Source organism: Streptomyces mobaraensis (assembly GCF_020099395.1).
In the GTDB taxonomy this organism is placed as follows: domain Bacteria; phylum Actinomycetota; class Actinomycetes; order Streptomycetales; family Streptomycetaceae; genus Streptomyces.
Genome location: NZ_CP083590.1, coordinates 6,303,142 through 6,329,417, shown reverse-complemented (window position 1 = coordinate 6,329,417; position 26,276 = coordinate 6,303,142). Strand labels below are relative to the sequence as shown.

The following is a 26,276-nucleotide window of genomic DNA, read 5'->3' as shown; positions in this document are numbered from 1 at the left end:
GGCGGGCGGCGGCGGGGCGCTTCCTCGAAGACAGCCCTTGGGCCAGTCCTTGGGCCAGCCCTTGTCTCAGTCCTCGGGCAGCTCGACGGGCGCGATCTCGTCGTAGACGTCGCCGGGGCCGGGGTTGGTCGGGTCGGTGGCGCCGCCGAACTGGTGCATGACGCCCCAGACGGCGTTGAGGGCGGTCTGCACGGCGCCCTCGGCCCAGCCGGCCGTCCAGGAGATGTCGTCGCCCGCGAGGAAGATGCCGCGCTTGTCCTCGGGGAGGCGGTCCTGCATGAAGTGGGTGAACAGCCGGCGCTGGTAGCGGTAGTGGCCGGGGAGGTTGGCCTTGAACGCGCCCATGAAGTAGGGCTCGTTCTCCCAGGAGATCGTCACCGGGTTGCCGATGATGTGCTTGCGGATGTCGACACCGGGATAGATCTCGCCGAGCGACTTGAGCATGACCTCCAGGCGCTCGTTGGCGGAGAGCGGCAGCCACTTGAGGCTGTCGTCGCACCAGGTGTAGGAGAGGCAGATCACGGCGGGCTTGTCCGGCCCGTCGTCCAGGAGGTAGGTGCCACGCGTCATGCGGTCGGTGAGCGTCATCGACATGACGTCCCGGCCCGACGCGTCCTTGTCCAGCCAGAACGGCCGGTCCACCGGCACGAACAGCTTGGAGGACTCCATGTAGTGGGTACGTTCGACCGCCGTCCAGTGGTCGATCGGGAGGAGCGCGTCGTCGCACTCGATCTTCGACAGCAGCATCCAGGACTGGGCCGTGAAGATGGCCGCCCGGTAGGTGCGGATGTCGCCGGCGGCGTCGGTGACCGTGATCCGGTTGCCGGCCGTGCGGTGCAGCCGGGTCACGGCCGGGCGGGGCGCGCCGTCGTGCAGCGAGGAGAGCGAGGTGCCCTGCGGCCAGTGGATGATCTTCTCCGGCTCGCGCTCCCAGAGCCGGAGGGGCAGCTGCTGGCTGCCGCCGACGATGCCGCGGTGGTGGTCGTCCGCCTCGGTGTAGACGACGCGCAGGATCTCCAGGATGGAGTTGGGGAAGTCGGTGTCCCAGCCGCCGGTGCCGAAGCCGACCTGGCCGAAGATCTCCCGGTGGCGGAAGGACTTGAACGCCTCCGACTCACAGAGGAAGCCGTAGAAGGTCTGGTTGTCGAGCTTCTCCACGAGCTTGGCCCAGATCTCGCGGATGCGGGGCACGTCGCGCTCGCGCATGGCGCGGTTCATGTCGGAGAAGTCCGCGCCCTCCTCCAGGCAGGCGTTCCAGGCGGCGGCGACGTCGCGGTAGACCTGCGGCAGGTCGTCGACGGTCTCCGCGTAGTGGCTCTCGCCCTTGAGGTCGACGACGGTGGAGGGGGTGCAGGGGGCCAGCGGGTTGGGGAACGGCTTGGTCTCCAGGCCCACGAGGTCGATGTAGTGCTGGAAGGCGGTGGAGGACGGGGGGAAGCGCATGGCGCCCATCTCGGCGGTCAAGCCCGCGTCCTGGCCCTCGGTACAGCCGTCGAAGCCGACCGTGCGCAGCCGGCCGCCGATCTGGTCCGCCTCGTAGACGACGGGCTTGAGGCCCATCTTCATCAGCTCGTACGCGGCCACGATGCCGGAGAGCCCGCCGCCGATGACCGCGACCTCGGCGCCGTGCTCGGTGGCCGGTATCTGGCCCAGCCCGGCCGGGTGGGTCAGGTAGTCGTCGTAGGCGAAGGGAAAGTCCGGGCCGAACATGGTGATCGGCGGCTCGTTCTGCTGGACCTGCTCGTCGTGGACGGCGGTGGGCACCGTGGACGTCATCGGCTGAACTCTCCTGCGTGCAAGGGGGTGTGGGTGAAGCGAGGGAGTACGAGGTGAAACGAGGGGGGTGAAGCGAGGGGGGACTCAGACGAGCCGCGTGTAGAGCTCCGGCCGGCGGTCGGCCAGGTAGGTGTTCTCGGCGCGCGACCGGTGGAGCAGGGCGGGGTCGGCCTCGGCGACGAGCAGGTCCTCGTCGGCGCCGGCCCGGGCGCGTACGGTCCCGTCCGGGGCGGCGAGGCAGGACAGCCCGGCGAAGGCGAACTCGCCTTCCGTGCCGCACCGGTTGACGTAGGCGATGTAGAGCTGGCTCTCCCAGGCGCGGGCCGGGACGACCGTCTGCGGGACGATCTCGTAGGGCCGCATCAGCGCGGTCGGCGCGAGCAGCAGTTCCGTGCCGGCGAGGGCGTGCGCCCGCACGGGCTCCGGGAACTCGACGTCGTAGCAGATCAGCAGCCCCAGCCGGACGCCGTCGAGCTCGCCCTGCACCACCGCCTCGGCGCCGGGCGTGAAGTACGTGGTCTCGTACGCGCCGAAGAGGTGGGTCTTGCGGTAGTGGGCGAGCGGGGTGCCCTGCGGGCCCATGAGCTGGAGCGCGTTGTACACGGCCGCGCCGTCCCGCTCCGGGTAGCCGTACCCGATGGCGAGCCCGTGCCGGGCGGCGATCGCGGCCACGGCCTCGGCGCCGGGGCCGTCGGCGGGTTCGGCGCGGTCGGGGACCAGGTCGCCGAGCGCGTAGCCGGTCAGGTAGAGCTCGTTGGTGAGCAGCAGCCGGGCACCGGACTCCGCCGCGCGGCGGGCCGCGTCGTCCAGCGCGCCGAGGGCGGCGGCCGTCGAGGACGGAACGCCGCAGGGCCCTTGGAACAGCGCGATACGCAGCGGCTTCATACGTCCTCTTCGGGTGGGCGGCGTGCGGGCGTTTCGATGAACTTTCGACGGGATTCCGGTCAGGATTCCGTTAAACGCCTTGACGGTACGGCCCGGCCTCTTGAGGCGACAAGCTATGGATGTTGCGTGCTGCCGAGCGATTCGTTGCGCCTTTTCCGGCGTTGGCGGCGATTCATTGCGCGCCCGTCGGTGTCCAGGGGCAGACGACCCCTCGTGGCCCTCGGTCGCACCGCCGGAGCGGCCGGGACCGACCGCCGTCGGCCGCGCGGCACACACCGCTCCCTGCGGCACCCTTCGGCCGGCCGCCGGTGATCGTCAGCGGCCCGACGCCGCCGCGGCGTTGCCCATCATCCGCCCCAGCACCCGCGCCAGCACGGACCGCTCCTCGGCGGACAGGCCCGCCGTCAGCGGGTCCTCCAGCCCGGCGAGGACCCGCCGCATGTCGTCGAGCATCCGCCGGCCCCGCTCGGTGACCTGGAGCTCCGCCTTCCGCCCCCGCCCGGCGGGCGTCGTGCGCGCTACGGCACCGGCCTCCTCGAGCCGGAGGACCGTGGCCTGCATGCTCTGCGCCGTCACCCCGGCACGGCGCCCCAGTTCGCTGTAGGAGAGGCCGGGCTCGCGGGCGAGGTGGCCGAGGGCGCCCATCATCCGCAGCGAGTACCCGTCGTGGGCGGACAGCACATGGTGGGCCGCGTCCTGGACGAACCGGCCGAGCCCGATCAGCATCAACGGCAACGGCATGCCGGGCGGCCCTCCGGCGGGCGGTCCTCCGGCAGGCGGCCCTCCGGAGGACGGGCCCCCGTCGGACGGACCTCCGCCGGGCGCTGCTTCGTGAGACGCATCTCCGGCAGGCGAGCCACCACCAGACGCGCGCCCAGCAGGCGCTCCCCCGCCAAGCGCACCTCGGATAGGCGCTCCCCCGCCAGGCGCACCTCCGACAGACGCATCTCCGGCAGGCAGGCCCCCGCCAGGCACACTTTCGCCGGGCGCACTTCCGCCGGGCCGGCGCCCCTCACCAGCGGACGGTACGTCCGCTGCGGCTCCGGGTTCCGCGCGGACCGCTTCCGTCCGCTCGTCCCCGGCCATCGCCATCACCCCTCGCCCGCGTCCTCGCCCGCATCCTCGCCGGCATTCCGGCCGCATGGCCCCCGGCCATCACACCCGGGGCCACTTCCGGCCACGCCGCCCAGGGATGCTAGCGTCTCACGATGTTTAAGCCAGACTGAAACCCTCGGCCGGCCCGGTTCTGCCCGCCCGACCGCGATGGGAGCGGAAAGCCATGACGAAACTCCTGCTCAGCCTGCATGTGCTGGCAGCGATCCTGCTCATAGGACCGGCGACCGTGGCCGCCAGCCTCTTCCCCCGCTTCGCGCGGCAGGCCCTGGCCCCCGACGGCGACCGCACCAAGAAGGGCACCGCGGCCCTGCGCATCCTCCACCGCATCACCCGGGTCTACTCGGCGATCTCGGTGACCGTTCCCGCCTTCGGCATGGCGACGGCGCAGCGGATGGGCGTCCTGGGCGACACCTGGCTGGTCGTCTCGATGGCGCTGACCGCGGTGGCGGCGGTGCTGCTGGCGATCGCGGTGTTCAGCCAGGACGCGATCATCGACGCGCTCGACCTCCAGGACACCGAGCCGGAGGCGGCCCCCAAGCTCGCCGCGGGCCTGCCCCGACTGTCGATGATCACCGGACTCTTCGCTCTGACCTGGGCGATCGTCACCGTTCTGATGATCGTCCGCCCCGGTTCGACGACCGGAGCCTGAACCCGGCAAGATCGATTCCTCGCGTTCGCACACCCGACCGAGAGGAATCCTCATGCGGGACACGACGGCATGGCAGTTGACGCGGACCTTCGCCGGGCCCACCGGCGAGGTCCGCTGGGACCGTCTCGGCGAGCGGGGCCGGCCGCCGGTCGTCCTGCTGCACGGCACCCCGTTCTCGTCCTTCGTCTGGCGCGCGGTGGCCCGGTCGCTCGCCCGCGACCACCAGGTGTACGTCTGGGACATGCCCGGCTACGGGCAGTCGGAGAAAACCGAGGGACAGGACGTCTCCCTGGCCGCCCAGGGCCGTGTCTTCGGCGAGCTCCTGGCCCACTGGGAACTGGCCGAACCCCTGGTCGTGGCCCACGACTTCGGCGGCGCCGTCGCCCTGCGCGCCCACCTGCTGCACGGCGCCCGCTACCGCGCGCTCGCCCTCGTCGACCCGGTGGCACTGGCCCCATGGGGCTCGCCGTTCTTCCGCCTCGTCGGTGAACACTCCCCCGTCTTCGAGCAGTTGCCGCCCGCGCTGCACGCCGCGCTCGTCCGCGAGTACATCGGCACGACCGGCGGGCCCGGCCTGCACCCCGCCGCCCTGGAGCGGCTCGTCGAGCCCTGGCTCGGCGCGGCGGGCCAGCCGGCGTTCTACCGGCAGATCGCCCAGGCCGACCAGCGTCACACCGACGAGATCCAGGGCCGCTACGGCGAGATCGGCCTCCCGGTCACGGTGTGCTGGGGCACGGACGACGCGTGGATCCCGGTGGAGAAGGGCCGTGAGCTGGCCGCCGCGATACCCGGCGCCTCCTTCGAGCCGATCCCCGGCGCGGGCCACCTGGTCCAGGAGGACGCCCCCGCCCAACTCACCACCGTTCTGCATGAGTTCCTCCGCTCGACGACGGTTTCCTGACCCCTGACGCAGCGGCGCCCAATGGCCGAAAAGCGCCCATGCGCTCGCAACGCGTGGTGCTAGCGTTCCGAACGAGCACCACTGGGACGACGCTTCGGCCGTGATGTCCCTCACACGGGGGAATACACGGGGGACAAGGGAGGACCACATTCACCTGCGACAAGGGCTTCCGGACGCACGGCCGGCCATCGTGAGCGCACCGGATTCCGTCGTGAGCCCGGTGGCCTGATCTCAAGTACCGGGCGGCACGGCCGAGTTCCGCGCGGCACATCCGTTCCGCGTCGCGTCGGGTCGCGAGCCCTGTCCCGACCGACGCGCCACCGCCTCGGGGACCACCGCCGTCCGCACTTCCACGGCGCACCCGGACCGCCGTCCCCTCCCGCACGGCGCCGCCGACCGTCCGCCGACGAGCGCCCCGAGCCACCCCCGCGCTCCCCACCGTTTTCCTCCGCCCGCCGGGCGGAGGGCGCACCGGCAAGGGAGCCCACCCGGGCTCCGTCCACGACGAGGAGGATTCCCATGAACACCGTGCAGGCGTGGAAGGACTGTGCCTACCGCGAGACCCTGGCCGCGGCTCCCGCGCACCCCGCGGGCTCCATCGACCTGACCGAGGAACTGCCGGGCGAGCGCGGCGGGGTCCAGGCCATGTCGGGCACCATCGCCATCAAGACCATGTCCGCGCCGTTCTGGACCTGTTGCAAGTGACCGCTTGCCTGTCGCGAGTGACCGTTCCGTCCGGCTGCCACGAGCAGCCGTTCCGGGCCCCCTGACGCGGCCGGCTCCGGACCCGCCTCGGGCAGCCGTCTCCCGGCGTCCCGCACGCCACCGTCCGGACCACCGCGACACGTCGCCCGCCCGCCCCGGCGGGTGACGGCCGTACGACGGGCCGCCGCAGCACGACGGCGGCCCGTCCGCGCGCCGAGCGAAGAGCCGACGCCAACGCCGAAGCCGACGTAGGACCGAAGCCGACAGAGGGCCGACACCGGCGTACGGCCGACACCACCCGCCGCACCGGAAGGAAAGCCATGCCCCAGAGCACCCATGCGCCCCACAGCGCCGGGCCCGGCCGCCCCTCCCCCGACGACGAACCCCCGGCCTGGGTCCGGGCGCTGCGCCTCCGCGAGCGGCTGACGGGTGACGGCCCGCCGCCCGGGGAGCCGTCGGGGCGCGGCCGCGAACGCCTCGCCGCCTGGCGCCGGCTCGCCGCCTTCCGGGACGACGACCGCTTCGCGGAGAACGTCCGCACACTGGGGACGGACCCCGGCACACTGCTCCGCCTGCTGGACGAGTCCCCGGAGTCGCTGGCGGCCCGCGTCCCCCGGCCCTCCTGGACCACCGACGCCACCCATGCCACCGGCGCCACCGACACTGCTGACACCACCGATGCCGCCGACGTCCCTGACGCCCCCACACCACCCCCGTCCGGACCCGTCTTCCTCCCCTTGATCGCCCCCGCGATCCGGCGCGCCGAGGCCGCGCTCGTCCGGCGCCTGGGCGACGACGCCCCGCCGGGCCTGGCCGGCGCGCTCCTCGACACGCTGCCCCTCGACCGGCTCGACATGGTGCTGGGGCCGACCCTGGTCCTGGAGGTGAACGTCGCCCGGGTCGAGGGCCGGCTGCGCGGCGGTACCCCGGAGGAGCGGTTCGCCTCCTTCGCCGGTCTGCTGGCCGACCCGGACCACCAGGCCCGGTTCCGGGCCGAGTACCCGGTTCTCGTCCGGCAGGCGGCGGAGGTCCTGGACCGCTGGTCCGCCGCCTGCGCGCGGCTGGCCCGCCACCTCCGGGACGACCTGCCCGACCTCCGCCGAGACCTGCTGGCCGGCCGGCCCGCCGACACCGTCCGGTCCGTCGCGCTGGGCGAGGGCGACCTGCACCACGGCGGGCAGAGCGTGGCCCGCGTCGAGTTCGCCTGCGGTGGCGTCGTCATGTACAAACCGCGCTCCCTCGCGGTGGACGCCGCCTTCGGCGCCCTCGCCGGACGCTTCTCCCGGGACACGGGCCTCCTCCTGCGCACCGCCCGCGTCCTGGACCGCGACGACCACGGCTGGGCCGAGTACATCCGCCCCGCGCCGTGCTCCTCCGCCGACGGCCCGGCCCTCTTCTACCGGCGGACGGGCGCGCTGCTCGCCCTGGCGCACGCGCTGCGCGGCAGCGACCTGTACTACGAGAACGTCATCGCCGCGGGCGACCACCCGGTGCTGATCGATCTGGAGGCCCTGTTCCACCCGGGCGACGGCAGCGCCCCCGTCTGGTCCGCGTCCGCTCCGCCGGGCGCCGACCCGGCCGGCGAAATGCTGCACCGGTCCGTGCTGGCCACCGGCCTGCTGCCGGGCAGGCGGCTGGTCGGCCCGGCGAACGGCCGGGCCCCGGCGCACCACGCCCCGGCTCAGCGCTCCCAGGCGCACCGCCCCCGGACGAACGACCCGCGGACCACGACCGGCCCCCGAGGCGTCCGCCCAACCCACCCCCACGGGCAGCCCCCAAGCCGCGGGCCACCCCCGCACCACCGACCTCAGCGGCATCGGCGGCTCCGCCGGCCAGCCCTGGCTGACGCCCGTACCCGTCCCGGTGGGCGCGGGCACCGACGAGGTGCGCCTGCTCCCCCGCGAGGTGGAGGTGCCCGGCGCGGACAACCGCCCGGCCCTGCCCGACGGTTCGCCCGTCGACCCGGGCCGTCACCTTCCCGACCTGCTGGCCGGCTTCCGGACCGGCTACGACTGGCTGTACGAGCACCGCGCCGCCCTCCTCGCCCCCGGCGGCCCCGTCGACGCGTTCGCCGACGCGCCCGTCCGCTACCTGCACCGCGACACCTACGTCTACGACAAGCTGCTGCGCGAGAGCTTCCACCCCGACTTCGCGCGGGACGCGCTGGACCGGGAGCGCAGCCTGGCGCGGCTCTGCTCCGGCTGGGCGGGCGCCCCTTCCCGGGAACGGATCGTCCGCGACGAGCTGGACGCGCTGCTCACCGGCGACATCCCGCTGTTCCGTATCGTCCCCGGCCGCCGCGACCTCCTCCTCTCCACCGGCGGGACCGTCCCCGGCTTCCTCGCGCGCGACGGGCTCTCGGCCGTCCGCGAGGGGCTGGCCGCCCTCGGCCCGGCGGACCGGGACCGCCAGGAGTGGATCATCACCACGTCGTTCGCGGGAACGGCGGGCCCGGCAGAGACGACGGGCACGGCGGACACTGCGGACACGACGGGTACGGCGGATACGGCGGATACGACGCCCCCACCCTCCCCCCACCGCCCGCCCGCCGCCCGCCCGGTGAACACCCGGGCCCTGATCGGCGCGGCGGAGGAGATCGGCGACCGGCTGCTCCGGCTCGCTGTCATCGAAGGGGACGCGGTGGGCTGGCTCGGCACCCGCTCCCCCGGCCCCGGCGTCACCGAGATCGTCCCGGTGGGCACGGACCTGTACGGAGGGCTGTCCGGGATCGGCCTCTTCCTGCTCCGGCTCGCCCGGATCACCGGCGCCCGCCGCTTCCGCGACCGGGCGGACCGGGTCGCGGACGAGGTCGCCCGTCGCGTCACCGGAGGCGAGACCCCCGACGCCGGGGCCCTCTACCTGATGAGCCACGACCTCCGGGCGGGCGGCCCCGCCGACCGCTTCCGGGCGGTCCGCGACGCGGTCCTCCCCGCGCTGCGGACGGCCGTCGCCGGGGACACGGCGTACGACGTGATCGATGGCGCCGCGGGGTACGTCCTGGTGTGCCTGGCGGCGTACGCGGCGGCCGGCGGCCCGGAGTCCCTGGAGGTGGCCCGGCTCGCGGGGGACCATCTCGCCGCCCACGCCGAACCGGCGGGCGCCGGGCTCGGCTGGCGGCACGCGGGCATCCCCGCCTCAGGACCGCTCACCGGCCTGGCCCACGGCACGTCGGGCGCCGTCGTCGCCCTGTCCCGGCTCACCGCGCTGTGCCCCGACGAGCGGTACGGCGCGGTGATCGACGGGGCGCTGGCCTACGAGGCCGGCGTGTTCGAGCCCGACCCGGGCAACTGGCCCGACCTGCGGGAGAACGCGCCCGTACGGCACTGGTCCGCCTGGTGCCACGGCGCGGCGGGGGTCGGCCTGGCCCGCGCGGAGCTGCTGACGTCGGCATCCCGGCCGACGGCCGACGAGGCTCGGGCCGCGGAACTGCGCGCCGCGCTCGGCCCCACCCTCGCCGACCGGGACAACCACAGCCTGTGCCACGGCAGCCTCGGCAACCTCGAACTGCTCCTCTACGCCGAGCGGCTGGGCCTCGCCCGCCCGGGCGGTCTGGAAAAACGCCTCTCCGCCGCCCTCGAACGAGGACGGCGGAGAGGCTGGCGTTCGGGTGCCCCCGCGGGCGAGGAGGTGCCCGGGCTGTTCACGGGCCTGGCCGGGATCGGCCACAATCTGCTGCGGTTCGCGGCACCGGAGGAGGTGCCGTCGGTCCTGCTGCTCGCGCCGCCCGCCTGAGCGGCGAACGGCGGGCCGGGCCTCGTCAGGACGGCGCCCCCGAGCTGAACCGCCGCAGCAGCGGCGACAGCACCAGCACCGACTTGGTCCGCTCGACGAACGGCTCGCCGGCGATCCGCTCCAGGACCCGCTCGAAGTGCCGCATGTCGGAGGCGAAGATCTGGACGATGGCGTCGGCCTCACCGGTGACGGTGGAGGCGGACGCCACCTCCGGGTAGCGGGAGAGGCCGCGGTGGATCGCCTCGGGCGAGGTGTTGCGGCGGCAGTAGAGCTCGATGAAGCCCTCGGTCTCCCAGCCGAGGGCCCCCGGGTCCACCCGGACGGTGAACCCGGTGATGGCCCCTTCGGCACGCAGCCTGTCCACGCGCCGCTTCACCGCGGGCGCGGACAGGCCGACCTCGGCACCGATGTCGGCGTAGGAGCGCCGGGCGTCCTCGGCCAGGGCGTGCACGATACGTTCGTCGAGCTCGTTGAGTCGCACTGCGGGTGAATCACTTTTCTACGGGATCCTGCTCTTCCTCCAGCAGTAGATCACGTATCCAGTGTCCGTCCCGACTCGCGACGGCCGGGCTAGCCCTTCGCGGGGGCCTCGACGGCGTCGGGACCGGCCGAGTCGTCGTCCGCCCCGCCGTTCAGCCGCGAGTTGCGCATGCCGTAGGCGAAGTAGATGACGAGGCCGACGACCAGCCAGGCCCCGAAGACCTCCCAGGTGACCGTGGAGAGCCGGTACATCATGAAGAGGCAGAGCCCGAAGCCGATCACCGGGAAGATCATGCCGAGCCGCAGCCGCACGCCGCCGCCGAGCGGGACGCTGACCCCGGACAGCGGGACGGTGAAGGAGCGCTTCATGTCCGGCCGCTTCACGGCGAGGACGATGACGGCCACGTTGACCAGGGCGAACGCGAACAGGGTGCCAATGCTGGTGGCGTCGGCGAGCTCGGCCAGCGGGACGGCGGCGGCGAGGATGCCGCAGAAGGCGCAGGTGATGACCGTGTTGGCCACCGGGACGCCCTTGCGCGGGCTGACCTTGGCGAAGGTCTTGGGGATCAGGCCGTCGCGGGCCATGGCGAAGAGGATGCGGGTCTGGCCGTAGAGGACGGTCAGCACCACGCTGGCGATGGCGATGACGGCACCGGCCGCCAGCAGCACGGCCCAGAAGCTCTGGCCGGTGACGTCCTTCATGATCCCGGCGAGCGCGGCCTCGGAGCCCTCGAACTGCTTCCACGGCAGGGCGCCGACGGCGATCGCGGCGACCAGGACGTACAGCGCGGTGACGATCAGCAGCGACAGCATGATCGCCTTGGGCAGGTCCTTCTTCGGGTTCTTGGCCTCCTCACCGGCGGTGGAGGCGGCGTCGAAACCGATGTACGAGAAGAACAGGCTGGCGCCGGCGTTGCTGACGCCGGCCAGGCCCAGCGGCATGAACGGCGAGTAGTTGCCGGCCTTGATGCCGGTGAAGGCCACGGCGCAGAAGAGCAGCAGGGCGGCGATCTTCACCCCGACCATGATGGCGTTGGCCCGGGCGCTCTCCTTGGCGCCGCCGAGCAGGAACGCCATGCAGAGGAGCACGACGAGCAGGGCGGGCACGTTGAAGATGCCGCCGTCACCGGGCGGGTTGGCCAGCGACGCCGGGATGGTCACGCCGATCGTGCCGTCCAGCAGCTCGTTGAGGTACTGGCCCCAGCCGACGGCCACGGCCGCGACGGAGACGCCGTACTCCAGGATCAGGCACCAGCCGCAGATCCAGGCGACGATCTCGCCGAGCGTGGCGTAGGAGTACGAGTACGAGGAGCCGGAGACCGGGATGGTGCCGGCCAGCTCCGCGTAGGAGAGCGCGGAGAAGAGCGCGGTGAGGCCCGCGAGGACGAACGAGATCACGACGGCGGGGCCGGCGTCCGGCACGGCGGTGCCGAGCACCACGAAGATGCCGGTGCCGAGGGTGGCACCGATGCTGATCATGGTCAGCTGCCACATGCCGAGCGAGCGGCGCAGCGTGCCGCCCTCGCCCTGGCCGCCCTCGGCGACCAGGCGCTCGACCGGCTTGCGCCGCATCAGACGGGAACCGGTCCCGGCGGGCGGCTGCGGGGGGCGCTTGCCGTTGCCGGCGGCGGGGGGGCGCTGTGTCTTGGTCCAGCACGGGGGTCGCTCCGTTCATCGCGGCCAGTGGAGCCACCGGTACCGCAAGCGGCCACCCGTCGGTTGCGTCGGCAGGGGGACGACCGAGAAAGGAGGGGGACCGCGAGCCAGCGGTACCCGCCACTCCACGTACTGCGCGGAACCCTACGAGGTAGGGGCCCGCGCTCGTAATGCACCATTCTTGCGCATGCCCGTACGATCGTTGCGTCTGCGTGCCAAGAATGGGCGTTCGTTGCATGTCACCTTACGAATCGGTACATGTAGGCGTCAACCACAGCAGGCGGCGGGCGGGCGGAAAACGACGAAAAGGGGCGCGGCCGGATCGGCCGCGCCCCTTTTCGGGCTGGTGTCGGAACTACTGCCAGCTGGCGTGCAGCGGCTTGCCCTCCGCGTAACCGGCGGCGCTCTGGACGCCGACGACGGCCCGCTCGTGGAACTCCGCGAGGTTGCTCGCGCCCGCGTAGGTGCAGGACGAGCGGACGCCCGCGATGATCGAGTCGATCAGGTCCTCGACGCCCGGGCGGGTCGGGTCGAGGAACATCCGCGAGGTGGAGATGCCCTCCTCGAACAGGCCCTTGCGGGCGCGGTCGTAGGCGGACTCCTCGGAGGTCCGGTTGCGCACGGCACGGGCCGACGCCATGCCGAAGCTCTCCTTGTACAGCCGGCCGTCGGCGGACTGCTGGAGGTCGCCCGGGGACTCGTACGTCCCGGCGAACCAGGAGCCGATCATGACGTTGGAGGCACCGGCGGCGAGCGCCATGGCGACGTCGCGCGGGTGGCGGACGCCACCGTCGGCCCAGACGTGCTTCCCGTACTTCTTCGCCTCGGCGGCGCACTCCAGCACCGCGGAGAACTGCGGCCGGCCCACGCCGGTCATCATGCGGGTGGTGCACATGGCGCCGGGGCCCACACCGACCTTGATGATGTCCGCGCCGGCCTCGATCAGGTCGCGCACGCCCTCGGCGGCGACGATGTTGCCCGCGACGATCGGGACCCGCGGGTCCAGCGCCCGGACGGCCTTGATCGCGGCGATCATCGACTCCTGGTGGCCGTGCGCGGTGTCCACCACGATGGTGTCCGCGCCGGCGTCCAGCAGCGCCTTGGCCTTGCCGGCCACGTCGCCGTTGATGCCCACGGCGGCGGCGATGCGCAGCTTGCCCTCGGCGTCGGTGGCCGGGGTGTACAGGGTGGCGCGCAGGGCGCCCTTGCGGGTGAGGATGCCCGCCAGCTTCCCGTCCTTGCCGACGGCGGGCGCCAGCTTGCGGTGGGCCGCGTCCAGCTGGTTGAACGCCTCGCGGGGGTCGATGTCGGCGTCGAGGAGCAGCAGCTCCTTGGACATGACCTCGGACAGCTGGGTGAAGCGGTCCACGCCGGTCAGGTCGTGCTCGGTGACGACGCCGACGGGCCGGTGGTCGCCGTCCACGACGACACCGGCGCCGTGCGCCCGCTTGGGCAGCAGGGACAGCGCGTCGGCGACGGTCTGGGTGGGGGCGAGGACGATGGGGGTGTCCAGCACGTGGTGCCGGCTCTTGACCCAGGTGATGACGTCGGTGACGACCTCGATCGGGATGTCCTGGGGGATGACCACGAGGCCACCGCGGCGGGCGACGGTCTCCGCCATGCGGCGGCCCGCGATGGCGGTCATGTTGGCGACCACGAGCGGGATGGTGGTGCCGGTGCCGTCCGGGGCGGACAGGTCCACGCCCTGGCGGGAGCCGACCGCGGAGCGGCTCGGCACCATGAAGACGTCGTCGTACGTCAGGTCGTACGGCGGCTTCTGATCGTTGAGGAAACGCATACTGGCTCTCTCACCTGCAGGAATAGAACTACGAAGCGGGTGGGGAGTCAGCTCGAACCAGCGCCGGATCGGGCTGAGGTTCCTGGACCCATCATCCACGATGTCGTGGGCTGTTGGCCAATGAGTGTGAGATTTCGCGGCATTCCTGTGGATTCGGCCAGCCGGCCGCGACGGGCCCTGTGGCATCGGCCAAGCGCCGGCCGGGCCCGGCCGGAGGGGCCGCCGGCCGGGCTCCGTACGGTGGCGCCATGACGCACCAGGAGATCATCTGCCGCCCGTCGGGACCGGAGGACGACGCGGCCGTGGCCGCCCTCGACAGCTCGTTCACCACCGACACCGTCTACGAGGTGACCCCCTCCCTCAGTGGTTCCCCTGACGGCTTCGCCCTCCGGCCGGTGCCGGTCGATCCGCCCGTGCGCAAGGTGTTCCCCGACGACGAGCCGGACGGCGACGGGGACGGCGGCGACGACGGGGACGGCGGCACCGGCCGCCGGTACGCGGCGTTCGAGGGCGACGTGCTCTGCGGCTTCGTCGCCACCTCCTACGAGCCGTGGAACCGCCGGCTGACCGTCGAGGACATCGGGGTGGCCCCGGCATACCGCGGGCGGGGCGTCGGCCGGGCCCTTATGGAACGCGTCCACGAGCGGGCCCGGGAATGCGGCGCGGGGCATGTGTGGCTGGAAGTCACCAACATCAATGCCCCTGCCATCCGTTCCTATCTCCGCATGGGTTTCTCGTTCTGCGGAATGGACACCACGCTTTATTCCGGTACGGAATCCGCAGGGGAAATCGCGCTGTTCATGAGTCGCCCCTGCCCCTGAGCTGGCCCGCACTCCGGCGGCTGCGCCCGCCCCTGCGCCGACCCGCTGGACACGCTCCCCGAGCCGCCATCCGTACCGGCCGCCTCCCCACCCTCCGTACCGGCCGCCTCCCCACCCTCCGTACCGGCGGCCGGACCGGCCCCGGCCCGCTCCGGCACGGGCTCCCCGGCGAGGGCGACGGCCGCGGCCGCCGCCGTGCGCCGCGCCCGCGGCCCGGTGGTCACGGCCCCCAGCACGGCGACGACGACGCCGCACGCCGTGACGATCCACCACCCGCCGTGGCTGGCCGCGGCGAAGTGGGTGCGCACGGGCCCGTCGAGCTGCGCGGAGACCACCGTGCCGATGACCGCCACCCCGGACGCCTGTCCCACCTGCCGGGCGGTGGACATCATCCCGGCCGCCATGCCCGCCCGTTCGGCGGGCATCCCGGTGACGGCGGTCGTGGTGATCGGCGGGTTCATCAGCCCGAACCCGAGGCCGAACAGCGCGTGGTCGACGAGCAGCCACAGCGTGGGCGTGTCCGGGCCCACCCGGGTCAGGCCCAGGGCGGCCAGTGTGATCGCCGTACCCGCGACCACCAGCGGCAGCCGGGGCCCGCGGGCCGCCACCAGCCGTCCGGACACCGGCCCGGCCACCAGCATCATCGCGGCGAGGGGCAGGGTGTACAGCCCCGCGTCCACCGCCGACAGGCCGCGGACGCCCTGCAGGTAGAGCGGTTCGACGAAGAGGAACCCGCCCAGCGCCCCCACCCCGCAGAACCCGATGACGCTCGCCCCGCTGAAGGGGACGCTGCGGAAGTAGCGCGGTTCGATCAGCGGCTCCGCGTGCCGCCGCTCGTACCCGATCAGGGCCACCAGGGCGACGGCGGCCAGCGCGAACAGCGCGACGATCGGCGCCGACGCCCAGCCGTGCTCCCGGCCGGTGATCACCGCGTACACCAGGGAGGCCAGCAGCACCACGACGAGGACCTGCCCCACCGGGTCGAACCGGCGCACCCGGGACGCCTTGGACTCGGGGACGAAGCGGCGGCACAGCACCACCGCCGTGATGCCGATCGGCACGTTGATCCAGAAGATCGCCCGCCAGCCCACCGAGTCCACCAGCGCCCCGCCGACCACCGGCCCGAGCGCCATGCTGATGCCGAGCACCCCGCCCCACACCCCGATCGCCCGGGCCCGCTCGGCGCGGTCGGTGAAGGTGTTGGTGATGATGGCCATGGCCACCGGGTTGAGCATGGACCCGCCCACCGCCTGCATCACCCGGAAGGCGACCAGCCAGCCGAGCCCCGGCGCGAAGCCGCACAGCAGCGACCCGGCGGTGAAGACCACGAGACCGGCCGTGAACGTGCGCCGCCGCCCGATGCGGTCCGCCGTCGAGCCCGCGAGCATCAGCAGACTCGCCAGCACCAGGAGGTACGAGTCGACGATCCACTGCAACCCCGCCATGGAAGCGTGCAGTTCGGCCGACAGCGCCGGCAGGGCGATATTGACGGCCGAGCCGTCCAGGCTCACCAGCAGCAGACTCGTACAGCAGATCAGCAGCACCAGGACGCGCCGTCGGCGTCCTATGTCGTCCGGCATGTGTTCCCCTCCCGTTCCCGGGACCGGCCCGGTGGTCGTCCGGCCCCTTCCCGGGCGGTTCGGGGCCAGTTTTCCGGAATTCCCGAAATTCTCGGAATTCCGCCGCTCGCCCCCGCGCGTTCCGGGCCGCATTCAGAATCCGGCATTCCTCCCATGACTTCAAATGCAATTCCGGCACTCATAAGATGCACCGCGTGCATACACGCCTGGATCTGAACCTGCTCGTGGCCCTGGACGCGCTGCTGGAGGAGTGCTCGGTCACCAGGGCCGCCGAGCGGCTGGGAATCACCGAGCCCGCCATGAGCCGCGCGCTCGGCCGCATCCGGCGGGCCGTCGGCGACCCGGTGCTGGTCCGCGCGGGGCACGCCATGCAGCCGACGCCGCACGCGGTGGCCGTCCGGGCGGAGGTGCACGCGCTGGTGCAGCGGGCCCGCGCGGTGCTGGCCCCGGCCGCGGGGCCCGCCCTGGAGACGCTGGAACGGACCTTCACGGTGGTCGCGAACGACGCGGTCGTCACCTCCGTCGGTGACCACCTGGTGTCCCGGCTGGAGGCCCGCGCGCCCGGCGTCACCGTCCGCTTCCTCGCCCAACTCGCGGGCGAGGGCTCACGGTTGCGCGAGGGCGTCACCGACCTGGAGATAGGGGTGCTCCGGTCCACCGCCCCGGAGATACGCACCGAGCACCTGGGCCGCGACCGCCACGTGCTCGCCATGCGGGCCGACAACCCGCTCGCGGAGGGCGAGCTCACGGTCGAACGGATCGCCGCCGCGCGGCACCTCCAGACGTCCCGGCACGGCCGGACCGGCCATCCGCTCGACGACGCGCTGGCGGAGACCGGCCACCGGCGGAGGGTCTCCGCGACCGCGCCGACCTACGCGGCGACACTGCTGCTCCTGATGGGCTCGCGGAGCTTCGTCTCCGTCATCCCCTGGCTGCACCACCGGCACACCGTCGAGACGCTCGGCCTGACCGTCCGCGAGCTGCCGTTCGCCCTGCCGCCGGTCAACCTCTCCCAGGCGTGGCACCCGCGCGACGACGCGGACCCGGCGCACCGCTGGCTGCGCGCCCAGGTCCGCGAGGCGGTCGGGACGGTCCTCGGCCCGCGGGACGCTCAGACGTCCGGGTCGGCGCGCTCCAGCGCCGGGCGGGGGCCCGGGGCGGACTCGGTCAGCAGATAGTCCGCCGCGGCCGTGTCCGTCACCAGGCTGGTGACCAGGCCCGACCGCAGCACCGCGCCGATCGCGGCCGCCTTGCGCGCGCCGCCGGCGATGGCCACGACCTCGGGGATGCGGCGGAGCCGGTCCGCCTCCACGGTGATGCAGCGCTCGCCCAGGTCCCGCCCGATCCGGCGGCCCTCGGCGTCGAAGAGGTGCGCCGACATCTCGGCGGCGGCGCCCAGCGACGCGTAGTGGGTGCGCTCCTCGTCCGACAGCATGTCGTAGACCGTGGAGATGCCCGGCTCCCAGGAGCCGATGGAGACGGCGGCGACGGTCACCTTGTCGAAGTACTCGAAGGCCCGCGCGATGCCCGTCTGGCCGCGCAGCGCGGCGGCGGTGGCCGGGTCCGGGAGCAGCATCGGGGCGTAGATCGGGTGCGCCTCGCCGCCGGAGACCTGGGCCGCCCGGCGGACGGCCTCGACGGAGCCGCGCTCGGCGGTGCCCGCGTCGTAGACGCCGGTGAGCTGGACGACGGTGCAGGGCGGCAGCCGGTGCAGGGCCGCCGCCATGTGGATGGTGGAGCGGCCCCAGGCCAGGCCGAGGACGTCGCCCTCGTTGACCAGCTCGCCGAGCAGTCCGGCGGCCACCTCGCCCAGGTTCTCCGGGTCGGGGGCGTCCTCGGCCGCGTCGGCCGGGGACTCGACGACGACGGCGTGCCGCAGGCCGTAGCGGGCGCGCAGCGCGTCGGAGCGCTCCGCGTCCAGCTCGGCGGGCACCCGGATCTCGATGCGCACCAGATCGCGTTCGAGCGCCGTCTCCAGCACCCGGGCCACCTTGAAGCGGCTCACGCCGAACTCCTCGGCGATCTGGATCTTGGACTTGCCCTCCAGATAGAAGCGGCGGGCCATGGCCGCCGCCTGCACGAGTTCGGCGGGCCCCATCGGCGTCACTGAACGGCCCGTCGACACCGCGTTCTCCTCACTGCTGCGTTCACCTTGTGGACTCGACCGTCACATCCTGTCAGAAAACGGCGGTCCCGATCTTCGTCCGGTCCCGGCCGCGGTCCCCGGAGACCTCCGGACCCGGTGGTTCAGTGCCCGCAGGCCCAGGGCGCGGCCGAAGTGGCGGTCTCCGCGAGCTCACGCAGTGAGCGTACGGCGGCCGCCGGGTCATCGGTACCGTAAACGGCCGAACCCGCGACGAACACGTCGGCGCCCGCCTCGGCGCACCGCTCGATGGTCTCCGCCGAGACCCCGCCGTCCACCTGGAGCCAGAGCTCCAGACCGTGCCGGGAGATCAGCTCCCGGGTGCGGCGGATCTTCGGCAGCATGATGTCCAGGAACTTCTGCCCGCCGAAGCCCGGCTCCACGGTCATGATCAGGAGCATGTCGAGCTCGGGGAGCAGGTCCTCGTACGGCTCGATCGGCGTCGCGGGCTTGAGCGCCATCGACGCCCGCGCCCCCTTGGCCCGGATCTCCCGCGCCAGCCGGACGGGGGCGGCGGCGGCCTCCACGTGGAAGGTGACCGACCCGGCGCCCGCCTCCACGTACCGCGGGGCCCAGCGGTCCGGGTCCTCGATCATCAGGTGGCAGTCCAGCGGCGTGGACGTGGCCCTGCTCAGCGACTCGACGACCGGCACCCCGAGCGTGAGGTTGGGGACGAAATGGTTGTCCATCACGTCGACGTGGAGCCAGTCGGCGCCCTTCACGGCCTGCGCCTCGTCGGCCAGGCGGGCGAAGTCCGCGCTGAGGATGCTGGGGTTGATCTGGACGGTCATGCCCCAAGCCTGCCATGCCACGGCGCCGGCCAGGACAGCGAGGGTCGCGCTCCGACCCGCGCCCGACCGGCCGCCCGGGGCCGGCCCCTCAGCCCGTGCGCCGCAGCAGCGCCAGGTACATCGCGTCCGTGCCGTGCAGGTGCGGCCAGAGCTGGACGTCCGGGCCGTCGCCGAGCGCGGGGACGCCGCCGAGCAGTGGGCGGGCGTCGATCCACTCGGCCTCGACGCCGTCGCGCTTGAGGACGTCCTGGACGACGGCCCGGGTCTCCGCCGGGTGCGGGGAGCAGGTCGCGTAACCGACGACGCCGCCGGTCCGCACGGACCGCAGGGCCTCGTGCAGCAGGTCGCGCTGGAGCGGCCCGAAGCCGGCCACGTCCTCCGGGCGCCGGCGCCAGCGGGCCTCGGGCCGGCGGCGCAGGGCACCCAGGCCGGTGCAGGGGACGTCGACGAGGACGCGGTCGAAGGTGCCCTCGCGCCACGGCGGGCGGGTGCCGTCGGCAGTGACGACCTGGTACGGGCCGGGGTTGCCGGCCAGGGCGCGGCCGACCAGCCGGGCGCGGTGCGGCTGGCGCTCGGCGGCCAGCAGGGCGGCGCCGCGCTCCGCCGCCAGGGCGGCGAGCAGCGCGGCCTTGCCGCCGGGTCCCGCGCAGCCGTCGAGCCAACGGCGGTCGGGCCCGTCGATCGGCGCGGCGGCGAGGGCGAGGGCGACGAGCTGGCTGCCCTCGTCCTGGACGCCGGCCCGGCCCTCGCGCACGGCGTCGATCGCGCCGGGCTCGCCGCCCTCGACCAGCCGGACGGCGTGCGGCGACCAGCGGCCGGGCAGGGCGCGGTCCTCGCCGAGCGCCGTCAGCAGCTCGGCGGCGGAGGCCCGGCCGGGCCGGGCGACGAGGGTGACGTCGGGCCGCTCGTTGTCGGCGTCGAGCAGGTCCTCGATGCCGGCGCGACTGCCGCCGAGGGCGTCCCACAGCGCGGAGACGATCCAGCGCGGGTGCGCGTGGACGACGGCGAGGTGCTCCTCGGGGTCGTCCTCGTAGGGCGGGGCGACCCGCTCCAGCCAGCCGTCCAGGTCGTGCGCGGTGACCTTGCGCAGCACGGCGTTGACGAACTTGGCGCGGCCGTCGCCGCAGACCACGCGGGCCAGTTCGACGGTGGCCGACACGGCCGCGTGCGGCGGGATGCGGGTGCCGAGCAGCTGGTGGACGCCGAGGCTGAGCACGTCCAGCACCGGCGGGTCCACCTCGCGCAGCGGCCGGTCGACGCAGGCGGCGATGACCGCGTCGTACGTCCCCTGCCGGCGCAGCGTGCCGTAGACCAGCTCGGTGGCGAGGGCGGCGTCGCGGGCGTCGAAGTCCTCGTGCTTCTCCCGCGCCTTGCGCAGCAGCGGGGGGAGCACCAGGTTCGCGTACGCGTCGCGCTCGTCGACGGCCCGCAGCGCCTCGAAGGCGAGGATCCGGACCGGGTCCTTCTTGGGCCGGCGGTGCGGCTTCGCGGGGCGGCCGTTCTTCCGGCGAGGCGGCTGCTGATCGTTCACGAAAGGTGCTCCGGAGCTGGGACGACGAAGGGCTCCAGCCTACGCCGCCGGGCCGTCCCCGAGCTTCTCGCCTGCGGTGATGCGGACGCCGCGGGCCCAGTCGGCGGCCTGCATGGGCTTCTTGCCCTGCGGCCGCACCCACTGGAGCTCGACGGCGTGCGAGCCGGTGCCGACGTGGACACTCTTCTTCCCGGCGGCGATCTCCCCGGGCGCGAGGTCCGTGCGCTCCGGCGCGAGCGCCAGCGACATGACCTTCAGCCGCTCGCCGCGGAACACCGTCCACGCGCCGGGGGCGGGGGCGCAGCCGCGGACGACGCGGTCGCAGCGCAGGGCGGGGGCGGTCCAGTCGATCCGGGCGTCGTCGACGCTGATCTTGGGGGCCAGGGAGATGCCCTCGGCGGGCTGCGGGACGGCCTCCAGGGTGCCGTCCTCGATCCCGTCCATCGTCGCGGCGAGCAGCCCGCCGCCGGCGAGCGCGAGCCGGGTCAGCAGGTCACCGCTGGTGTCGGTGGGACGGACCTGCTCGGTGAGGACGCCGTAGACGGGTCCCGAGTCGAGGCCCTCCTCGATGAGGAAGGTGGAGGCGCCGGTGACCTCGTCGCCGGCCATGACCGCGTGCTGCACGGGGGCGGCGCCGCGCCAGGCGGGGAGCAGCGAGAAGTGCAAATTCACCCAGCCGTGCCGGGGGATCTCCAGGGCGGCCTTGGGCAGCAGCGCGCCGTAGGCGACGACCGGGCAGCAGTCGGGAGCGATCTCGCGGAGCCGGGCGAGGAAGTCCTCGTCGCGCGGCCGGTTCGGCTTGAGGACCTCGATGCCGGCCTCCTCGGCGCGCTCGGCGACCGGGCTGGCGACCATCCGCCGGCCGCGCCCGGCCGGGGCGTCCGGGCGGGTGACCACGGCGACGACCTCGTGGCGGTCCGAGGCGAGCAGGGCGTCGAGGGCGGGAACCGCGACCTCGGGAGTACCGGCGAAGACGAGCCTCATGGGTGGCGAACTACCTCTCACGCGCCGAGCGGAACGGCGCACAGTCTAGGCCGTGCGCGGCCCGGCCGCCCCGTCGGCCTCACAGCTCGGGCAAGGGGCGTGCGACCGGCCGCACGCCCCATTCCGGCGGATGTGCGCCCCCATAGCGTGACCCGTCCGGCCTTGGCGCGTTGGGTCAAGAGAGATTGACCGACCCACCGGGCCGCCATGGCGGCCCGCTCCGACTGTCCGTCAACTCTCGTCCGTAAGCACCCCGTTCACCGCCGGTCCGAGAGGCTTGTTGATGCCCGACCACGCAACTCATGACGCCCAGGCACGAGCCAGCCTGCATCTCCTGGTCCGGGACATCGAGCGGGTCCGCCGACAGGTGGATGCGCTGCGTACCCTGACCGCTCAGCTGGGCAATGTCTACCGTCCACGCCGCACGGGCCCCTCGGCGGGCTTCGTCGTCTACGGCCGGGCCCCCGCCCCGACCGTCCGGCTGGCGCAGGAGCTGCGCGACAGCGTCGAGACGCTGGTGACGGCGGCGGTGGACTTCGACCGCTCGCTCGGCTTCTCCTGGGACGCGGTGGGCTCGGCGCTGGGCGTCACCAAGCAGGCGGTCCACCGCCGCTACGGCGCCCGCCGCGCCAACGGCCAGACCGCCACGGAGCCGGCCCCGGCCCCCGAGCAGGCCGCGACGGTCGGCGCCCCCCCGGTCGTCCCCGTCGTCCCGGCGGCCCGCTCGGTCCCGGGCCAGCCCGCGAGCTCCCACCGCGAGGAACCGCGCCCGCCGGCGTTCCCGGGGCCGCGGAACGGGTGAGGGCCCGCTGCCGCGCCGGACGGAGCGGGCCGGTCGGCCTGCGGCGGACGGTGCCGGAGGAGCCCCTCCCGGGCCCCGGCCCACTCGGGTGGCTCGGTGCGACCGACGGCGAACGGCCCGGTCCCGGCCCGTGGACCGGCGGCCGGGCGCCCGGCACCGGCGCCCGACTCGCTTCCGGTCCCGCCTTCCACCGCCCGCCGTCTCAGCCGATGTCCGGCGGGTCCATCCGCAGCCGCACCGGCTCGCCGTCCCTGCGGGCGAGGCGGACCGCCTGGGCGGTCCTCAGAGCGGCGGCCAGGGCGGCGCCCCGGCCGGGGCGGACGCGGACCAGGGCGCGCTCCCAGTGCTCCCCCGGCGGCGGGTCGCCGGGGCGACGGGGGCGGCCGGCGGCCGGCAGCGGCACCGGGACGGGTCCGAGGACGTCGGCCCCCTCCGGCAGCTCCGCCGCCGCCAGGAACTCCGCGACGGCCTCCGGCGGCCCGCTGACCGCGGCCATCCGGGAGACCGGCGGGAAGCCCAGCTCCGCCCGTTCGGCGAGCTCCCGCACCGCGTGGCCCGCCGGGTCCCAGCGGACCAGCGCCTGCACCGGCCGCAGCGTCGGCTCGGCCACGACGACGACCGTGCCGCCCGCCTCCTGCCCCCGCACCAGCGCGGACGCCGCCAGCCAGCGGCGCAGGGCCTCCTCCCCCGCCCGCAGGTCGGGCAGGCCGAGCAGCGCCCAGCCGTCGAGCAGCAGCGCCGCGGCGTAACCGCCCTCGGCGACCGGCTCGGCGCCCGGTGTGGCGACGACCAGGGCGGGGGCGCCGGGGACGGTGTCCAGCACGTGGTCGCGGCCCGAGGTACGGACCGGGACGGCGGGGAACGCCCGGCCGAGCTCCTCGGCGGTCCGCCGCGCCCCCACCACCTGGGCGCGCAGCCGGGATCCGGCGCACTCGGGGCAGTGCCAGTTCACCGCCTCCACACCGCACCAGCCGCAGTGCAGCGCGCCGTCCGCGCCCCGCGCCTCCAGCGGGCCGGCGCACCGGCCGCACCGCGCGGGCTCGCGGCAGCGCTCACAGGCGAGCCGGGGGACGTAGCCCCGCCGGGGCACCTGGACCAGCACCGGGCCGTGCCGCAGCCCCTCCCGGGCCACCTGCCAGGCCAGCGAGGGCAGCCGGGCGGCACGGGCCGCCTCGTCCCGGGCGAGATCGCCGTCGCCGACCGTGCGGACCAGCGGCGCGGCGGCCCGGACGCGGGCCCGGTCGGCGGCCAGCGGCAGCGCCCACCCGGTACGGACGAGCTGCGCCGCCTCGACACTGCACCCGAAGGCGCCGAGCAGGAACGCGGCCTTCTCCTGGGCCGCGCGCAGCAGCAGCACCTCGCGGGCGTGCGGCTGCGGCGCGTGCTGCTCGGCATGGCTGGAGTCGGCGTCGTCCCAGATCGCGACGAAGCCGAGATCCTGGACGGGCGCGAACATGGCGGCACGGGTGCCGACAACGGCCCGTATCGCGCCGCGGTTGACCGCGAGCCAGCGCCGGTAACGCTCCTCGGGACCGGTGTCGGCGGTCAGCAGGACGTGCCGGCCGGGCCCGAGCAGCGCGGTGAGCGCGGCGTCGACCCGGGCCGCGGCCCGCCCGTCGGGGACGACGACCAGCGCGCCGCGCCGCGAGGCGAGCGCCGCAGCGGCGGCCCGGGCCAGCTCGTCGGCCCAGTGCGGCCCGGGCAGGGCCGTCCACACCGCGCGCGGGCTCTCGCCCCGGGCGACGGCCTCCAGATAGCCGGGGCCGGTCGGGTAACGGGCCCAACTGCCGAGGTCCGGCGCGGCGGGCGGGGGCAGCAGCGGGCCGGACGGCTCCCCTTCGATCCGGGCGTGCCGGGGCGGCACGGCCAGCTGGAGCACGTCGGCGAGCGAGCCCGCGTAGCGGTCGGCGACGGCCCGGCAGAGCGCGAAGAGCCGCGGGCCGAGGACGGGTTCGGGCGAGAGCACCTGGGCGATGGCGGCGAGCGGCCCCCGGTAGTCGGACTCCGGCACCCGCTCCACGATGAACCCGTCCAGCAGACCGCCGCCCTCGCGGCGCCCGTCCCGCACGTTGCGCGTGCCCGCGCCGAAGCGGACCCGCACCCGGGCGCCCGGGCGGGCGTCCGCGTCCAGCTCGGCGGGCACGGCGTAGTCCCACAACTTGTCCAGGTGCACCGGCCCCTTGTCGACCAGCACCTTCGCGACCGGCAGCTCCTTCGCCAGCGCGGCACCCCGCCAGGTGCGGGGCTTGGCCCGCGGCTTCTTCGCCTTGCGCACGGTTTCGCGGATCAGCGCGAGCTGCTCCCCCTGCGGGGGTGCTGGTTCGGGGTGCCCGTTCTCGCTGCTCACAGCTTCAGTCTTAGCAGAGGGGTCGGACAGCGGGGGTGGTGTGCCCCGGTCCCGCCCCTTCGCCGATTCCTGGGGCTGCGCCCCAGACCCCGCATGTCGCGGCTGCGCCGCTCGTCCTCAAACGCCGGACGGGCTGATTTCAGCCCGTTGGGGGTCCCCCCTCTGGGGGAGTTTGAGGACAACCGCGCGGAGCGCGGTTTCGGGGGTGCGGGGGCTCGCCCCCGCAAGAAACGGTGAATGGGGGTGCCCCCTCTGGGGGAGGGACCGGGGCACACCCCCCAAAGGGGACGGCCCCAGAGCGAGTTTCCGCTCCGGGGCCGTCCCGATGACCGCAAAGACCTACAGACCCGCGGCCTTGCGCAGCGCGTCAACGCGGTCCGTCCGCTCCCACGTGAAGTCCTCGTGCTCACGACCGAAGTGACCGTACGCGGCCGTCTGCGCGTAGATCGGCCGCAGCAGGTCCAGGTCGCGGATGATCGCGGCCGGACGCAGGTCGAAGACCTCGGAGATGGCGTGCTCGATCTTCTCGGTGTCGACCGTGGCCGTCCCGAAGGTCTCGACGAACAGACCGACCGGCTCCGCCTTGCCGATCGCGTAGGCGACCTGCACCTCGCAGCGGGCGGCCAGCCCGGCGGCGACCACGTTCTTCGCGACCCAGCGCATCGCGTACGCGGCCGAGCGGTCGACCTTGGACGGGTCCTTGCCCGAGAAGGCGCCGCCACCGTGGCGGGCCATGCCGCCGTAGGTGTCGATGATGATCTTGCGGCCGGTGAGGCCGGCGTCGCCCATCGGGCCGCCGATCTCGAAGCGGCCGGTGGGGTTCACCAGCAGGCGGTATCCCTCGGTCTCCAGCTTGATGCCGTCCTCGACCAGCTCCTTGAGGACGTGCTCCACGACGTACTCGCGGATGTCGGGGGCGAGCAGCGAGTCCAGGTCGATGTCGGACGCGTGCTGCGAGGAGACGACGACGGTGTCCAGGCGGACCGCCTTGTTGCCGTCGTACTCGATGGTGACCTGGGTCTTGCCGTCGGGGCGCAGGTACGGGATGGTCCCGTTCTTGCGGACCTCCGTCAGGCGGCGCGACAGGCGGTGCGCCAGGTTGATCGGGAGGGGCATGAGCTCGGGCGTCTCGTCGCAGGCGTACCCGAACATCAGGCCCTGGTCGCCCGCGCCCTGCTTGTCGAGCTCGTCCTCATCGCCCTCGACCCGCGCCTCGTACGCGGCGTCGACACCCTGCGCGATGTCCGGGGACTGCGATCCGATCGAGACCGAGACACCGCAGGAAGCGCCGTCGAAGCCCTTCTTGGACGAGTCGTAGCCGATCTCAAGGATCTTGTTGCGGACCAGCGTGGCGATCGGCGCGTACGCCTTCGTGGTCACCTCGCCGGCGACGTGCACCAGGCCGGTGGTGATCAGGGTCTCGACGGCGACCCGGGAGGTCGGGTCCTCCTTCAGGAGGGCGTCGAGAATGGTGTCGCTGATCTGGTCAGCGATCTTGTCGGGGTGACCCTCGGTCACGGATTCCGAGGTGAACAGGCGGCGGGACACATCGCTCCCTGGGGTTGCAGCGGCTGCTGGC

At 74.0% G+C, this 26,276-nt stretch carries 20 protein-coding genes and 1 pseudogene; 8 read left to right on the top strand and 13 right to left on the bottom strand.

Features of this window, described 5'->3' with window-relative positions:
• Positions 1–66: 66 nt before the first annotated feature.
• The 3 genes from K7I03_RS28035 to K7I03_RS28025 form a co-directional block, all read right to left on the bottom strand.
• Positions 67–1,776, bottom strand: coding sequence for a flavin monoamine oxidase family protein (locus K7I03_RS28035; protein ID WP_185944454.1), 1,710 nt, complete (start codon positions 1,774–1,776; stop codon positions 67–69).
• Positions 1,777–1,860: 84 nt separating this feature from the next.
• Positions 1,861–2,661, bottom strand: coding sequence for a carbon-nitrogen hydrolase family protein (locus K7I03_RS28030; RefSeq protein WP_185944453.1), 801 nt, complete (start codon positions 2,659–2,661; stop codon positions 1,861–1,863).
• 315 nt (positions 2,662–2,976) lie between these two features.
• Positions 2,977–3,402, bottom strand: a complete 426-nt coding sequence (locus K7I03_RS28025) for a MarR family winged helix-turn-helix transcriptional regulator (protein WP_185944452.1) — start codon at positions 3,400–3,402, stop codon at positions 2,977–2,979.
• A 538-nt stretch (positions 3,403–3,940) separates the two neighbouring features.
• Between K7I03_RS28025 and K7I03_RS28020 the strand changes: the two genes are divergently transcribed.
• From K7I03_RS28020 to lanM, 5 genes and pseudogenes are all read left to right on the top strand, one after another.
• Positions 3,941–4,426, top strand: coding sequence for a DUF2269 family protein (locus tag K7I03_RS28020; protein WP_185944451.1), 486 nt, complete (start codon positions 3,941–3,943; stop codon positions 4,424–4,426).
• 52 nt (positions 4,427–4,478) lie between these two features.
• A complete protein-coding gene (locus K7I03_RS28015; RefSeq protein WP_185944450.1) occupies positions 4,479–5,327 on the top strand; it encodes an alpha/beta fold hydrolase in 849 nt (282 codons plus the stop codon).
• 519 nt (positions 5,328–5,846) lie between these two features.
• The gene (locus tag K7I03_RS28010; RefSeq protein WP_004952279.1) at positions 5,847–6,032 is read left to right on the top strand and encodes a mersacidin/lichenicidin family type 2 lantibiotic; all 186 of its coding nucleotides are present in this window, start codon (positions 5,847–5,849) and stop codon (positions 6,030–6,032) included.
• Between the two features lie 320 nt (positions 6,033–6,352).
• Positions 6,353–7,651 (top strand): annotated as a pseudogene (locus K7I03_RS34420) (DUF4135 domain-containing protein); the annotation flags it as partial.
• Positions 7,533–9,764, top strand: coding sequence for a type 2 lanthipeptide synthetase LanM family protein (gene lanM / locus K7I03_RS28000; protein ID WP_224347652.1), 2,232 nt, complete (start codon positions 7,533–7,535; stop codon positions 9,762–9,764). The pseudogene K7I03_RS34420 and the gene lanM, both read left to right, overlap by 119 nt.
• Positions 9,765–9,789: 25 nt before the next feature.
• On the opposite strand, the gene K7I03_RS27995 is transcribed toward lanM, so the two are convergent.
• From K7I03_RS27995 to K7I03_RS27985, 3 genes are all read right to left on the bottom strand, one after another.
• A complete protein-coding gene (locus K7I03_RS27995; protein ID WP_004948618.1) occupies positions 9,790–10,245 on the bottom strand; it encodes an Lrp/AsnC family transcriptional regulator in 456 nt (151 codons plus the stop codon).
• Between the two features lie 89 nt (positions 10,246–10,334).
• On the bottom strand, positions 10,335–11,816 hold the full coding sequence (locus K7I03_RS27990; RefSeq protein WP_224347246.1) for an amino acid permease: 1,482 nt from the start codon (positions 11,814–11,816) through the stop codon (positions 10,335–10,337).
• A gap of 439 nt (positions 11,817–12,255) precedes the next feature.
• The gene (locus K7I03_RS27985; protein WP_185944448.1) at positions 12,256–13,698 is read right to left on the bottom strand and encodes a GuaB1 family IMP dehydrogenase-related protein; all 1,443 of its coding nucleotides are present in this window, start codon (positions 13,696–13,698) and stop codon (positions 12,256–12,258) included.
• A gap of 248 nt (positions 13,699–13,946) precedes the next feature.
• Between K7I03_RS27985 and K7I03_RS27980 the strand changes: the two genes are divergently transcribed.
• Positions 13,947–14,519: a GNAT family N-acetyltransferase gene (locus tag K7I03_RS27980; protein ID WP_185944447.1), complete on the top strand. Its 573-nt coding sequence runs from the start codon at positions 13,947–13,949 to the stop codon at positions 14,517–14,519.
• Here K7I03_RS27980 and K7I03_RS27975 read toward each other — a convergent pair.
• A complete protein-coding gene (locus K7I03_RS27975) occupies positions 14,459–16,099 on the bottom strand; it encodes an MFS transporter (RefSeq protein ID WP_185944446.1) in 1,641 nt (546 codons plus the stop codon). The two genes, K7I03_RS27980 and K7I03_RS27975, sit on opposite strands and share 61 nt — an antisense overlap.
• A gap of 185 nt (positions 16,100–16,284) precedes the next feature.
• On the opposite strand from K7I03_RS27975, the gene K7I03_RS27970 reads away from it, so the two are divergent.
• Positions 16,285–17,277, top strand: coding sequence for a LysR family transcriptional regulator (locus K7I03_RS27970; protein WP_185944445.1), 993 nt, complete (start codon positions 16,285–16,287; stop codon positions 17,275–17,277).
• Here K7I03_RS27970 and K7I03_RS27965 read toward each other — a convergent pair.
• The 4 genes from K7I03_RS27965 to fmt all read right to left on the bottom strand — a co-directional run bounded on the left by K7I03_RS27965 (position 17,211) and on the right by fmt (position 21,548).
• On the bottom strand, positions 17,211–18,197 hold the full coding sequence (locus K7I03_RS27965; RefSeq protein ID WP_152265528.1) for a sugar-binding transcriptional regulator: 987 nt from the start codon (positions 18,195–18,197) through the stop codon (positions 17,211–17,213). The two genes, K7I03_RS27970 and K7I03_RS27965, sit on opposite strands and share 67 nt — an antisense overlap.
• A gap of 149 nt (positions 18,198–18,346) precedes the next feature.
• Complete coding sequence (rpe, locus tag K7I03_RS27960) at positions 18,347–19,033, bottom strand: ribulose-phosphate 3-epimerase (protein WP_185944444.1); 687 nt, start codon at positions 19,031–19,033, stop codon at positions 18,347–18,349.
• 88 nt (positions 19,034–19,121) lie between these two features.
• Positions 19,122–20,564: an RsmB/NOP family class I SAM-dependent RNA methyltransferase gene (locus tag K7I03_RS27955; RefSeq protein ID WP_185944443.1), complete on the bottom strand. Its 1,443-nt coding sequence runs from the start codon at positions 20,562–20,564 to the stop codon at positions 19,122–19,124.
• Positions 20,565–20,603: 39 nt separating this feature from the next.
• A complete protein-coding gene (gene fmt, locus K7I03_RS27950; protein ID WP_185944442.1) occupies positions 20,604–21,548 on the bottom strand; it encodes a methionyl-tRNA formyltransferase in 945 nt (314 codons plus the stop codon).
• A gap of 283 nt (positions 21,549–21,831) precedes the next feature.
• Between fmt and K7I03_RS27945 the strand changes: the two genes are divergently transcribed.
• Entirely contained in the window at positions 21,832–22,350 is a 519-nt protein-coding gene (locus K7I03_RS27945; RefSeq protein WP_185944441.1) for a hypothetical protein, read from the top strand.
• A 202-nt stretch (positions 22,351–22,552) separates the two neighbouring features.
• On the opposite strand, the gene K7I03_RS27940 is transcribed toward K7I03_RS27945, so the two are convergent.
• Positions 22,553–24,697, bottom strand: a complete 2,145-nt coding sequence (locus K7I03_RS27940) for a primosomal protein N' (RefSeq protein ID WP_185944440.1) — start codon at positions 24,695–24,697, stop codon at positions 22,553–22,555.
• A gap of 339 nt (positions 24,698–25,036) precedes the next feature.
• The gene (gene metK / locus K7I03_RS27935; RefSeq protein ID WP_185946194.1) at positions 25,037–26,245 is read right to left on the bottom strand and encodes a methionine adenosyltransferase; all 1,209 of its coding nucleotides are present in this window, start codon (positions 26,243–26,245) and stop codon (positions 25,037–25,039) included.
• Positions 26,246–26,276: the final 31 nt, after the last annotated feature.